Origin of the sequence: Methylobacterium sp. PvR107, assembly GCF_017833295.1 — a bacterium.
In the GTDB taxonomy this organism is placed as follows: domain Bacteria; phylum Pseudomonadota; class Alphaproteobacteria; order Rhizobiales; family Beijerinckiaceae; genus Methylobacterium.
Genome location: NZ_JAFIBW010000001.1, coordinates 5,370,959 through 5,382,998, shown reverse-complemented (window position 1 = coordinate 5,382,998; position 12,040 = coordinate 5,370,959). Strand labels below are relative to the sequence as shown.

The following is a 12,040-nucleotide window of genomic DNA, read 5'->3' as shown; positions in this document are numbered from 1 at the left end:
TTCTCCCGGGGCTGCGGCGCCCGCCGCGACGCGGATAGCTTTCCGCGCCCGGGCGGGCAAGGCAGACAAGACCATCGCGGGCGCTGGGTTCCGCGGCGCGGGGATCGGCAAAGGAGGCAGGATGGCGCGCTGGATCGCGGGGCTGGACGGGTGCCGGGGCGCCTGGGCGGGCGCGCTCATCGATCTCGACGATCCGGCCCGCCACCGCTGCGCCCTGTTCCCGGATGTTGCCGCCGTCTAGACGCGCCGGAGCAGCCCCTCGTCGTCGGGATCGACGTGCCGATCGGATTGCCCGACCGGATCCTCGGTGGCGGACGGTCCGCCGACCGCGCCGCCCGCGCGCGCTTGGGGCCGGCGCGATCCTCGGTCTTCTCGATGCCGCCCCGGGCCGCCGTGTACGCGCCGGACTACGAGTCCGCCAAGGCAGCCTCCCGCGCCGGCAGCGAACCGCCCTTCGCACCCTCGATCCAAGGCTTCAACATCTTCCGCTACGTCCGCGCGGTCGACACGCTGCTGCGGGAGCGCCCGGACGCGCGCGACCGGCTTTACGAGGTCCACCCGGAGGTCGCGTTTCATGCACTGAATGGCGACCGGCCGCTCGGCCTGCCCAAGAAGGGCCGGAACGCGCAGGCGGGTCTCGCCGTGCGGCGGACGCTCCTGGCTGCCGCCGGCCTGCCCGAGGCGCTGATCGCCGGCCGGGTCCGCGGTGTTCCGGAGGACGACCATCTCGACGCCCTCGCGGCGGTGATCGTCGCCCGCGACATCCTCGACGGATGCGCCGTGCCGCTGCCCGCGCTGCCGGAGCGCGACGCGCACGGGTTGCCCGTGGTGATCTGGGCGCCGGGCTCGCCGGCGAGGAACCGAACCCCGCCGGAACGGTGATCATTTGGTCCGAACCGGTGTTCATCGCGAACCGGGCGCTCTAGCTCAGCCGTCATGAGCGCAGCGACCCCTCTTCCGATTCGTCATATTGCCCGGGCGATCGTCCTCGATCCGCAGGACCGGATCCTGCTGATCGCCTATTCGTCGGTCCACGCCAAAGGGCCGGACGGGCAGCCGCTCCGGTTCTGGTTCATGCCCGGCGGCGGCCTGGAACCGGGCGAGGATCACGTCACCGCCTGCCGGCGCGAGCTCGAGGAGGAGATCGGCCGCGGCGACGCGATTATCGGCCCGCAGATCGCCGCATGCGACGGGCCGTTCCACCTGTTCCGCCAGTCGCGGGACGCGCGCGAACGCTACTTCCTGGTGCGCCTGCCCGACGACCGGGTCGATACCAGCCGTCTCGCCGAGACCGAGGACAATCCCGTGATCGGCACGCGCTGGTGGCCGCTCGATGAATTGCGCGCCAGCGGCGAGCGCGTCGAGCCCGCGGGACTTGCCGCGCTTGCAGCCGAAGTCGCCGCCGGGACTATTCCGGTCGAGCCGCGCGTTCTGACTTGGCAGGATCCTTGACTTCCACTCCGCGCGACGCGGAATCCTCTAACCGGAGACGATTTGATGTTCCCCATCTACCTGACCGAGGGGTACCGGTCCTTCCTGCAGGACCGCTTCCCGACGGAGCGCCGGCGCTTCGCGCAGCTCGCCTCCAGCCAGAATCCCGAAATCCTGATCATCAGCTGCTGCGACAGCCGGGTCTCGCCCAGCGCGATCTTCAATGCCGGTCCGGGCGAGCTGTTCACGATCCGCAACGTCGCCAACCTCGTGCCGGTCTATCAGCCCGACGGGCAGTATCACGGCACCTCGGCGGCACTGGAATTCGCCGTCCAGGCATTGGAGGTGAAGCACATCGTCGTGCTTGGCCATGCCACCTGCGGCGGCATCAAGGCCTACGCCAACAAGGCCAAGCCGCTTTCCCCGGGCGACTTCATCGGCAAGTGGGTCTCGCTCGTGGGTCAGGCCGAGTCCAAGGCGGGCGATCCCGAGGCGCCGGACTACCTGACCAAGCTGGAGCTCGCCGTCGTCAAGCAGAGCATCGAGAACCTGCTGACCTTCCCGTTCGTGAAGGAGCGGGTCGACGACGGCCGGATCGAACTCCACGGCGCTCATTTCGGGGTCGCCACCGGCTCGCTGCTGGTCTGTGATCCGAAGACCGGCGAGTTCAAGCCGCCGCTCGACACCGCCGGGCTTGCGGTCCGCTCGGTCGCCGCCATCGCGTGCGACTGACCGCGATGCGGACATGAAAAAGGCGGCGGGCTCGCACCCGCCGCCGGTCGGCCCGGCTCACAGCCGGGCCGCGTCCGAAATCGCGCGTTACATCGCGCCCGGCAGGCGCTGGGCCTCCTGGAGATGCATCTGCAGGGCCGGCAGGGCCTGCTGGGCGTAGTTGCGCAGGGCTGGGTTCGGGCCGCCCTGAGCGTAGGCCTGCGTCATCGCGATGCTCATCTGATGCGCCTGGATCTGCTGGGCCGTGTACAGGCGGTCGAAGCGCGCGCCGGCCGGGGCCGCCGACAGCTCGGACAGCATCGCCTGCTGCTCGGGGCTCGGCGGCACGATGGTCGAGGCGCCGGTCGCCGCGACGTCGCCGCGAGCGATGCGGCCGCCCGCAGCGGCGCCGTTCGCCGCACCGGCGCCCGCGCCCTCCAGGCCGCCGACCGGGCCACCCGACAGGGTGCCGCCGACCACACCGGTCGCCGCGCCGACGCCCGCGCCGACCGCGCTCCCCGCCACCGCGATCGGGGCGGTGACCAGACCGCCGAGGCCCGGATCGCCGGCCGCCATGGCGCCGGTCTGGCCGCCGGCCAGGGCGACGTTGGCGGCGCGGTGGTCACGCAGGACTTCCTGCGCATAGGAGCGGATCCGCGGGTTGCGCGACTTGGACAGCGCGATCTGCGAGGACTGGATCTCGAACGTATTGGCCTGCATCGCCTGCAGGCGGAAGTCGTTGGCGCTCTGCGCGAGAGCCGGGGTCGACAGCGCCATGACGAGCGCGGAAGCGGCAGCATAATTCTTGAGCATCGGAACCTCTTCTCGAAGTGGATGCGCGAACGGGCCTGGTAGGCTGCACGCGGAGATCGAAGACCTCACGCCAGCGCGTTCGCGAATTGGTGCGTCAACGAGGCCCTCGGCCTATGGTTCCTGCCGTTTTTGCTTTGCGCCAGTAGGACCTGCGATGGATTGGCGGCCTCGAAGACACGTGTCACCCTCCCCTCAGGACGATGAATTCAGGGCTCGCTCCCGGCGCGACGGGATCACGGCGCGACCGTCCGGCGTCGGGAGGGGGGGGCGTCGCGAGCGTGGCGCGGCCGCTCCATGAGCCTCGTCGCAGTCCAGATCCTGCGCGCCGCGGCGGCGCTGATGGTGGTGTGGCATCACGCACGGCACGAGGCCGGGTTGCTCGCCGGGCGCGGCACCGGCCCGGCGCTCGGCCCCGGCACGCTGATGCCCTGGTGGGGCGGGGTCGACCTGTTCTTCGTGATCTCCGGCCTCGTCATCGTCCTGGCGGCCGGGCGCCTGGTCGGACAGCCGGGCGGCCCGGGGCGCTTCCTGGCGCACCGGGTTGCACGGGTGGTGCCGCTCTACTGGCTGGTGAGCTTCGCGTATCTCGGCCTCGCCCTCGCGCGTCCGGAGCTTCTCGGCGAGGCCGCCGCCCTGGTTCGTGATCCCGGTGCGCTCGTCGCCGGGTTCCTGTTCTGGCCGGCGGCCCGGCCCGACGGCACCATCCAGCCGGTCTACGGGCTGGGCTGGACCCTGAACTACGAGGCCTTCTTCTACGTTCTCTTCGCAGCCGGATTTGGATTCGGCCGGCGTGGTGCGGTCGCCTGGCTGGTCCTGATCCTGGCGCTCCTCGTGGCCGCCGGGAGGTTCATACCCGACCTGCCGGTGCCGCTACGCTTCTGGGCGGACCCGATCGTACTGGAATTCGCCGTCGGTGCCGGCCTCGCTTCCGCCTATCGGGGCGGGTTCCGGCCGGGGCTGCCGGTCCGCGTCGTCCTCGCGATCCTCGGCACCCTTGGCCTTGTCCTGGCGGCCCGCTGGCTCGCCGGCCTGGACGGGGCCGACGGGTTTCTCCGCCCGCTGCTCGTCGGCGTGCCGGCGGCGCTGCTGGTGGCCGCTGCCCTCGGGCCGGAACGCGACGCCGCGCAGGTCTCACGGCTGCCGGCAGCGGTGCGCGGCCTCGTGATCCTGGGAGACGCCTCCTACGCCCTCTATCTCGTGCATCCCTTCGCGCTGCGCCTCGTCCGCGAGGCGCTGATCCGGCTCGGCCCCGCGCCGGCCCTGCACCCCTGGGGCGGCATGGTTCTGATGCTCGCCGGCAGTGTCGCGGCCGCCCTGTTGGTCCATCACCTCGTCGAGCGGCCGCTCACCCGGTGGGCGCGCGCCCGCCTTGATCCAAGCGACGCGCAAAACCGTGTGCGCGCCGCGCCGAGGCCGGTTCCACAGAGCGGCCGCCCGGATTAGCCTCGCTCCCCGAGGAGGACGCTGCCATGAAGACGCTGCTCGTACCCGTCGCGATGCACGACGCCCTGCCCTCGGTGTTCGAGACGACCCGGCTGGCGGCTTCGCGCTTCGGCAGCCTGATCGAGGGCGTGTCTCTACGTCCTGCGCTCGCCGAATATGTGCCCGTCGATATGGTCGGCGGCATGACGTGGCTGCGCGACGAGGAAGCCGACCGGGCGGAAGCCGAGGAGGCGGGCGGCCGCTTCGTCGCCTTCATGGACGCGGCCGGCATTCCCCGGCACGCGCGTGACGGGCTGTGCATCCCGGATCGCGTCGCCGATGCCGGCCCGCGCTTCCGTTGGCGGCAGGATGTGCCGACCGGCGACGCCTTCCTGGGTCAGTACGCGCGGCTGTTCTCGGCGACGGTGGTCGGCCGTCCGGGCACCACCGACAACGCGCCGCGCATGACCACCTTCGAGACCGCCCTGTTCGAGAGCGGCCGGCCGATCCTGCTCGCGCCGCCGACCCCGCCGTCGAGCCTCGGCGAGGCGATCCTGATCGCCTGGAACGGCTCCACCGAGACCGCCCGGGCCGTCGCCTTCGCGATGCCGTTCCTGCGCAAGGCGCAGCGGGTGCTGGTGCTCAGCGTCGAGGGCGGCATGGTCCCGGGCCCGACCGCGCAGGATCTCGCCCAGGCGCTGGCCTGCGAAGGCGTGGACGCGTCCCACCGGGCGCTGCCGGCCGGTCGGCGCGCCCCCGGCGAGACCTTCCTCACCGAGGCTCAGGCCTTCGGCTGCGACCTGCTGATCAAGGGCGCCTACACCCAGAGCCGCCTGCGCCAGATGATCTTCGGCGGCGTCACCAGCCACGTGCTCGCCCACGCCGACATGCCGGTGCTGATGGCGCATTGAGGGCGGGGCCTTGAGCGGCGGCGTGCGGGATGGCAGGCCTGCGGGCGGGAACCGGGCGTGGCGCCTGACGTTCGGCTCCCGGACCTGAGCGACAAGGAGCCCGTGAGCCCTGTGAGACGCCTTCTCCTTGCCGCCGTGCTGGCCCTGGCCGCCACAACCGCCGCCCGCGCGGAAGCAATCCTGCCCCGGTTTCGCGGTACGGTGATCCGCGCCGAGGCTGACCGCCTGGAGATCAGGCGGTCCAGCGGCAGCACCCTGAGCCTGCGGATGGGCCCGCGGACCCGGGTCTACGCGGTGAACCAGTCGTCCGTGTGGGCGATCAAGCCTGAGAGCTACGTCAGCGTGGTCGGTGCTCCCGGATCGGAGCCGCAGCGCGCCACGGCGGTGACGCTGTACTCGCCGTCCGAACGGGGCTTCGAGGCGGGAAGCCAACCCTGGGACACCGCGCCCGGCGCCACCCTGACGGCCGGCTGGGTCGCCGACCTGCAGGCCGGATCGCCCCTGCGGGTTGCGCTGAGCTACGGCGGCGGCCGATCCGCCTTCGAGGTCCCCCGCGACACGCCGGTGACCCAGATCTCGCCCGGCGAGAAGGCCCTGCTCGAACCGGGCGCAGCCGTGACCATCTTCGCCCGGTCGGCACCGGACGGATCGCTCGACGCCGTCACGATCGCGGTCGGACGCCAGGGTGTCGTGCCGGGCCTCTGACCGTGCCGGTCCGCCGCCGCGCGTGTGCTGCGTCACCGTTCCCACGAACCGGCCGCGCGCCGCGGCCGGAGCTGCGCTACATCGGTGAGCGATGAGCGACTCGGACTTCACCCTCGATCCGCGCCTGGCCGCCGACTCCGTCGAGATCGGCGACTTGGACCTGTGCCGCGTATTGCTGATGGATGATGCCCGGTTTCCCTGGCTGATCCTCGTGCCGCGCCGCACGGATCTCGTCGAGATCACCGATCTCGCAGAGCCGGACGCGCAGGCGCTCTGGCAGGAGGCCCGCATCGCCGTCGGCGTGATGCAGGCCCTGTCCCGGCCCGACAAGGTGAATGTCGGAGCCCTCGGCAACGTCGTCGCGCAGCTTCACGTCCATGTCGTCGGACGCTTCCGCTCGGACCCGGCCTGGCCCGGCCCGGTCTGGGGTGTCGGAACCCGCACGCCCTACCCGCTTCATGCCCGCGCGCAGCTCATCGAGCGCGCCGGCGCCCTGTTCTCCGCGGCCTGAACGCACGCATGACCGATCCCCGCGATACCCTCGGCTTCGTCCGGAACCGTCTCGATCGGCATTCGGCCGAGCAGCCAGAGGAAGCGGTACCTGCCCTCGACACGCCGGAGGCGCGGCTGGTCCTGCTCTGCGGCGACCGGCTCGTCCTGCGGGGCTCGACGGCCCTGATCGATCCCGCCGACGCAGCGGGCCTGACCGACGGGATGCGGATCTTCCTGGGGCATCGGGACGGGCAGCCGGTCTTCGCTGCCGCGGCGCCGGCCGAGGCCGCGGTGCGGTTCGCCGACGACGGGATCCGCACCCTCGACCTGCGCTCCATCGCCACCGAATCCGCCGTTGAGGCCGAGGAGCTCGGGCTCCTGGCCGTGGCCAAGTCGATGCTCGACTGGCATTCCCGTCACGGCTTCTGTGCCAATTGCGGCACCGCCACCGTGGTGAAGGCCGGCGGCTTCCGCCGCGAGTGCCCGAACTGCAGCGCCCACCACTTCCCGCGGGTCGACCCGGTGGTGATCATGCTGGTGCGCCGCGGCGACACCTGCCTGCTCGGCCGCGGTCCGCATTTCCGGCCGCACATGTATTCCTGCCTCGCGGGCTTCCTGGAGCCGGGCGAGACGATCGAGGACGCGGTCCGCCGCGAGGTCTTCGAGGAGACGCAGATCCGCGTCGGCGCGGTCACCTACCGCACTTCGCAGCCCTGGCCGTTCCCATCCTCGCTGATGCTCGGCTGCGCCGCCGAGGCCCTCGACGGCGCCATCGTCACCGATCCGAGCGAGCTTGAGGATGCCCGCTGGTTCGACCGCGCGGCCGTCGCCGCGATGCTCGACGGTACGCATCCCGAGGGCATCCAGGCGCCACCGCCCATGGCGATCGCCAATTACCTGATGCGCGCCTTCGTGGCCGGCGAGACCTGAGCCCGCCCTGGATCACGTCGCTACGCTCGTGATGGCGGAGCGGGTGGCCCTTGGCGCACTCAGCCTCGGACCGCCACCCGGTTCTGCTCCGCCTGAGCCGGAAGCGCGCCCCGCATCTCGGAAAAGGCTTCGCCCACCATCAGCAGCGCCGGCCCGTCGAGGCCCGCTGCCTCGACCCGATCGGCGAGATCGGCCGCCGTACCGCGCAGGGCCGTCTGGTTCGGGCGCGTGGCGTTGAAGACGAGGAGCGCCGGCGTCGCGGGCGCCAGCCCCTCCGCGACCGCCCGGGCGAGCAGCGCCCGCAAGGTGCGCTTGGGCATGTAGACCACGGTCGTCACGCTGGGATCGGCCAGCGCGCCCCAGTTCAGATCGTCGGGCAGCGCTCCGCGGCGGTCGTGGCCGGTGACGAACTGGAGGCGGCGCGCGGCATCGCGGTGGGTCAGCGACACGCCGAGGGCTGCCGCAGCGCCCTGCGCCGCCGAGACTCCGGGGACCACCGTGACCGGTATGCCGGCGGCGCGGCAGGCCTCGATCTCCTCGCCGGCCCGGCCGAAGACCAGCGGGTCGCCGGATTTCAGCCGCACCACCTGCTTGCCGGAGCGGGCGAGCTGCACCATCAGCGCGTTGATGTCGTCCTGCCGGCAGGACGGGCCGTGGCCGGTCTTGCCCACCAGCATGGTGCGGGCCTCGCGGCGGGCGTAGTCGAGGATCTCGGGGGCGACGAGGTCGTCGTAGAGGATCATGTCGGCGTTGCGCAGCGCCCGCAGCGCCTTGAGGGTCAGCAGTTCCGCATCGCCTGGGCCGGCACCGACCAGGGTCACCGCCCCGCCCTTCGGGGCAGCCTCGGTCTCGCCGAGCAGCTCGGCCAGATCCCGATCCGACGGCGCCCGGTCGGGCTCCGCGAAGGCCCGGTCGGTGAAGCGCTCCCAGAAGGCCCGGCGCTCGGCGAACCCGTGGAAGCGCGCCGTGACGCCGTCCCGCCAGTCGCGGGCCGCGCCCATCCAGCGGGCGAAGCCGCGGGGCAGCAACGCCTCGATCCGGGCGCGCACGGTCTGGCCGAAGACCGGGGCGGCGCCCTCCGTCGAGATGCCGACCACGAGCGGCGAGCGGTTGACGATGGCGCCGAACTTCACGTCGCAGAGATGCGGCCGGTCGACCGCGTTGACGATGGCACCGGCCCCGCGGGCCGCCGCCACGAAGGCGACGCACTCGATCTCGTCTTCCATGGCGCCGATGCAGAAAACCGCGCCCCAGAGATCGTCCGGGCTCCAGGCGCGTTCGTGCAGCACCACCTCTCCGTCCACGATCTCGCCCGGCACCGCGCGCAGCTCCTCGCTGGGCTCGGGTGCGTAGACGTCGACATGGGCGCCGGCGGCAGCCAGCACCTTCACCTTCCAGGGCGCGCCGCCGGAGGAGCCGGCGAGCACCACCCGCTTGCCGCGCAGCGGCACGAAGACGGGCAGCACCGCCAGCGGCTCGAGGCCGGCGGCCTTGGTCTCGCGGGGCGCGCGGGCCGCGCGCAGGGGGGTATCGGTCACGGGTCCGTCCTGAATCGTCCTGATCCGGCCGCCCCGGTTCGCCCCCTTATCCTGAGATGCTGCGCAGCAGCCTCGAAGGAGGGCTCCAGGGATCGCGCGGCCGGCTGGAGGGCTCCTTCAAGGCCCGCTGACGCGGGCACCTCAGAATGAGGGGATCGGATGGGAGAAGCCAGCCTATCCTCTTTCGCGAGTGTACCAGATAATCACGCGGCACGGGCGGTCTGACCTGCGAGCATCTTGCGGATCTCCGGTATGCAGGAGCCGCAATTCGTCCCGGCCTTGCAGGCGGCGCCCACCGCCTCCACCGAGCCGGCGCCCCCCGCGATGGTGGCGGCGATCGCATCGGCGCCGACGCCGTGGCAGGCGCAGACCACCGGGCCGGCCGAAGCCGTGGCAGCCCGCCCGGAGAGCAGCGCCAGTCGTTCAGGCGTCTCCGGCTCTTCGGCGGCGAACAGGGCCTTGGCGGCCTCCCAGTCCGGGCGCGCCGCGGCGGGTGCATAGGCGAGGCTGGTGACGAGGCGCGTGCCGTCATAGACGGCGCAGCGGTAGCGGTCCCGGGCGTGATCGGCGTACTCGGCCAGCTCGCAGCCCGGCAGCGCCTCGCTCTGGATCAGGCCGCGCACCATCAGTGCCACGGCTCGGGAGCTGTCCTGCGTGGCGAACTGCACGCCCCAGCCGCCGGTGATCGCCGCCCGCGCCCACCACCAGCCCTCCGGCAGCGCCACCTGCGCCCGGGACAGCAGGAAGCCGCGGGCCCGGTAGGCGACCGGCGCGATGGAGGCCGGGGTCGCTTTCAGCTCGGGTTGTCCAGACACCGGATCCGGCATGCCGCGCACCAGCGCGCCAACCCGGGCCTGCGATGCGAAGGCGCCGCCCCAGTGCATCGGCATGAACAGGCTCCCCGGCACCACCGTGTCGGTGACCGTCACCTCCAGCTCGGCCACGCCGTGCTCGGTCGTCAGTCGGGCGATGCCGCCCTCCGCGAGGCCGTAGGCCGCCGCGTCGTCCGGGTGGACCTCGACGAACGGGACGGCCCGGTGCGCCGACAGGCGTTGGCTCTTCCCGGTCCGCGTCATCGTGTGCCAGTGGTCGCGCACCCGACCGGTGTTGAGCACGAAGGGGAACGCCTCCGAGACCGCCTGGGCGAGGCCCGGCGGCTGCACCGCCACGAAGCGGGCACGTCGGTCGAAGGTGTAGAACCGACCGTCGCCGAACAGGCGCGCCTTGCCGTGCGGCGCGCCCCGGAAACCGGAGCGCCTGGGGATCGGCCATTGCACCGGCAGGGTCGCGTCATAGGCGGCATCGCTGAGATCGGTCAGCGCGCCAAGGTCGAAATCGCGGGTGCCGTTGTTCTCGTAGGCCGAGAGCCCGGCATGCTCGCGGAAGATCGCGGCGGCGGAGTCGAACGCGAAGGCCCGGCCATGCCCGAGCCGGCGGCCGACCTCCGACAGCACCGCCCAGTCGGGCCGCGCCTCTCCGGGGCTCTTGAGGAAGCGGCGCTGGCGCGAGATCCGCCGCTCGGAATTGGTGACGGTGCCGTCCTTCTCGCCCCAGGCCTGGGCGGGGAGCAGCACGGTGGTCCTGGCCCGGCCCCGGGCGGTGTCGGAATCCGCCACCGCCTCGGACACCACGTAGAGGTCGAGCCCGGCGAGCGAGTCGCGGATCGCGTCGGCGCGCGGCATCGAGACCAGCGGGTTCGTGCCCATCACCCAGAGCGCCTTGATCTTGCCCCGGCTGATCGCCTCGAACAGCGCCACCGCCTTCATGCCCTCGCCGGTGATGATCCTCGGGGCGCCCCAGTAGCGCCGTACCCGGTCCACCTCCTCGGGGGTGAAGTGCATGTGGGCGGCCAGCATGTTGGCCAAGCCCCCGACCTCGCGCCCGCCCATGGCATTGGGCTGTCCGGTGAGCGAGAACGGCCCCATCCCGGTCTCGCCGATGCGGCCGGTGATCAGGTGGCAGTTGATGATGCTGTTGCCCTTGTCGGTGCCCTGCGCCGACTGGTTCACCCCCTGCGAGAAGGCCGTGACCACCCGGCGGGTGCCGGCGAACAGGGCGTAGAAGGCCGCGATGTCGGCCTCCGGCACGCCCGTCTGGGCGGCCACCGCCGCCATGTCGGGTGCGATCTGGCGGGCGCGGTCGAGGGCGCCGTCGAGGCCGGCGGTATGGGCATCGACGAAGGCGCGATCGCGAAAACCGTTATCCGACAGGTGGACCAGCAGGCCGGAGAACAGGGCGGTGTCGGTGCCTGGCCGGATGCCGAGGAACAGGTCGGATTCCTGCGCGGTCTGGGTCCGGCGGGGGTCGATGACCACGAATTTGGTGCCGCGGCGTTCCTTCGCGTCGGCCATGCGGCGGAACAGGATCGGGTGGCACCAGGCCGTGTTGGAGCCGACCAGCACGATCAGGTCGGCCTCGTCGAGATCCTCGTAGCAGCCCGGGACCGTGTCGGAGCCGAAGGCCCGGCGGTGGGCCGCGACCGCGCTCGACATGCACAGCCGCGAATTGGTGTCCACGTGCGGCGTGCCGATGAAGCCCTTCGCGAGTTTGTTGGCGACGTAATAGTCCTCGGTGAGAAGTTGGCCCGAGAGGTAGAAGGCGATGGCGTCCGACCCGTGCTCCGCGGCGACCGCGCGCAGCTTATCCGTGACCGTGTCGAGGGCCGCGTCCCACGAGACCTGGGCGCCATCGACCTGCGGATGGAGCAGGCGGTTCTCCAGCGACAGGGTCTCGCCCAGCGCCGAGCCCTTCGAGCACAGGCGGCCGAAATTGGCCGGGTGCTCGGTATCGCCCGCGATGGTGGCGCCGCCCTGCTCGTCCGGGGTCGCGAGCACGCCGCATCCGACCCCGCAATAGGGGCAGGTGGTCCGCACCGTCGGCGCCGCCACTGGCTGGGTCATGGCTCAAGTCCTCGAAGGGTCGTGTCCCCGGCGGGAGCAAGCTTCGCGCCGCGTCTCCCTCTGCGGGAGGGTAGCCCCCGAAGGGGTCGGGAGAGGGGAGCGCCGGCGCAGGCTGGAGCGTGGCACCTCCGCAGAGCCTTGTTCGGAAGCCGGGCTCCCTTCTCCCGCCCCGCATCCGCGGGGCACC

Annotated in this window: 10 protein-coding genes and 1 pseudogene; 8 read left to right on the top strand and 3 right to left on the bottom strand. The window is 72.1% G+C overall.

The window, feature by feature from the left end; all coding sequences use genetic code 11:
- Nucleotides 1–121 precede the first annotated feature (121 nt).
- The 3 genes and pseudogenes from JOE48_RS30550 (at nucleotide 122) to JOE48_RS25410 (ending at nucleotide 2,163) form a co-directional block, all read left to right on the top strand.
- Nucleotides 122–882 (top strand): annotated as a pseudogene (locus JOE48_RS30550) (DUF429 domain-containing protein).
- Between the two features lie 54 nt (nucleotides 883–936).
- On the top strand, nucleotides 937–1,452 hold the full coding sequence (locus tag JOE48_RS30545; protein ID WP_245252960.1) for an NUDIX hydrolase: 516 nt from the start codon (nucleotides 937–939) through the stop codon (nucleotides 1,450–1,452).
- 45 nt (nucleotides 1,453–1,497) lie between these two features.
- Nucleotides 1,498–2,163, top strand: coding sequence for a carbonic anhydrase (locus tag JOE48_RS25410; protein ID WP_210033902.1), 666 nt, complete (start codon nucleotides 1,498–1,500; stop codon nucleotides 2,161–2,163).
- An 87-nt stretch (nucleotides 2,164–2,250) separates the two neighbouring features.
- On the opposite strand, the gene JOE48_RS25405 is transcribed toward JOE48_RS25410, so the two are convergent.
- Nucleotides 2,251–2,955, bottom strand: a complete 705-nt coding sequence (locus JOE48_RS25405; protein WP_210033900.1) for a DUF4142 domain-containing protein — start codon at nucleotides 2,953–2,955, stop codon at nucleotides 2,251–2,253.
- A gap of 294 nt (nucleotides 2,956–3,249) precedes the next feature.
- Here JOE48_RS25405 and JOE48_RS25400 point away from each other — a divergent pair, with 294 nt between their 5' ends.
- The 5 genes from JOE48_RS25400 to nudC all read left to right on the top strand — a co-directional run bounded on the left by JOE48_RS25400 (nucleotide 3,250) and on the right by nudC (nucleotide 7,415).
- Nucleotides 3,250–4,398, top strand: coding sequence for an acyltransferase (locus JOE48_RS25400; protein WP_210033897.1), 1,149 nt, complete (start codon nucleotides 3,250–3,252; stop codon nucleotides 4,396–4,398).
- Between the two features lie 26 nt (nucleotides 4,399–4,424).
- Nucleotides 4,425–5,288, top strand: a complete 864-nt coding sequence (locus JOE48_RS25395; RefSeq protein WP_210033895.1) for a universal stress protein — start codon at nucleotides 4,425–4,427, stop codon at nucleotides 5,286–5,288.
- A gap of 111 nt (nucleotides 5,289–5,399) precedes the next feature.
- On the top strand, nucleotides 5,400–5,993 hold the full coding sequence (locus JOE48_RS25390) for a hypothetical protein (RefSeq protein ID WP_210033893.1): 594 nt from the start codon (nucleotides 5,400–5,402) through the stop codon (nucleotides 5,991–5,993).
- Nucleotides 5,994–6,084: 91 nt separating this feature from the next.
- Nucleotides 6,085–6,504, top strand: coding sequence for an HIT domain-containing protein (locus tag JOE48_RS25385; protein ID WP_210033892.1), 420 nt, complete (start codon nucleotides 6,085–6,087; stop codon nucleotides 6,502–6,504).
- Between the two features lie 8 nt (nucleotides 6,505–6,512).
- Nucleotides 6,513–7,415: an NAD(+) diphosphatase gene (gene nudC / locus JOE48_RS25380; protein WP_210033891.1), complete on the top strand. Its 903-nt coding sequence runs from the start codon at nucleotides 6,513–6,515 to the stop codon at nucleotides 7,413–7,415.
- Between the two features lie 59 nt (nucleotides 7,416–7,474).
- On the opposite strand, the gene cysG is transcribed toward nudC, so the two are convergent.
- The gene (gene cysG / locus JOE48_RS25375; protein ID WP_210033890.1) at nucleotides 7,475–8,953 is read right to left on the bottom strand and encodes a siroheme synthase CysG; all 1,479 of its coding nucleotides are present in this window, start codon (nucleotides 8,951–8,953) and stop codon (nucleotides 7,475–7,477) included.
- Between the two features lie 203 nt (nucleotides 8,954–9,156).
- The gene (locus JOE48_RS25370) at nucleotides 9,157–11,853 is read right to left on the bottom strand and encodes a nitrate reductase (protein WP_210033885.1); all 2,697 of its coding nucleotides are present in this window, start codon (nucleotides 11,851–11,853) and stop codon (nucleotides 9,157–9,159) included.
- Nucleotides 11,854–12,040 lie beyond the last annotated feature (187 nt).

Bases quoted from the DNA above. Each gene is read 5' to 3' on its own strand.
- JOE48_RS30545 (WP_245252960.1), top strand. From the start codon at position 937: ATGAGCGCAGCGACCCCTCTTCCGATTCGTCATATTGCCCGGGCGATC.
- JOE48_RS25410 (WP_210033902.1), top strand. From the start codon at position 1,498: ATGTTCCCCATCTACCTGACCGAGGGGTACCGGTCCTTCCTGCAGGAC.
- JOE48_RS25405 (WP_210033900.1), bottom strand. From the start codon at position 2,955: ATGCTCAAGAATTATGCTGCCGCTTCCGCGCTCGTCATGGCGCTGTCG.
- JOE48_RS25400 (WP_210033897.1), top strand. From the start codon at position 3,250: ATGAGCCTCGTCGCAGTCCAGATCCTGCGCGCCGCGGCGGCGCTGATG.
- JOE48_RS25395 (WP_210033895.1), top strand. From the start codon at position 4,425: ATGAAGACGCTGCTCGTACCCGTCGCGATGCACGACGCCCTGCCCTCG.
- JOE48_RS25385 (WP_210033892.1), top strand. From the start codon at position 6,085: ATGAGCGACTCGGACTTCACCCTCGATCCGCGCCTGGCCGCCGACTCC.
- nudC (WP_210033891.1), top strand. From the start codon at position 6,513: ATGACCGATCCCCGCGATACCCTCGGCTTCGTCCGGAACCGTCTCGAT.
- JOE48_RS25370 (WP_210033885.1), bottom strand. From the start codon at position 11,853: ATGACCCAGCCAGTGGCGGCGCCGACGGTGCGGACCACCTGCCCCTAT.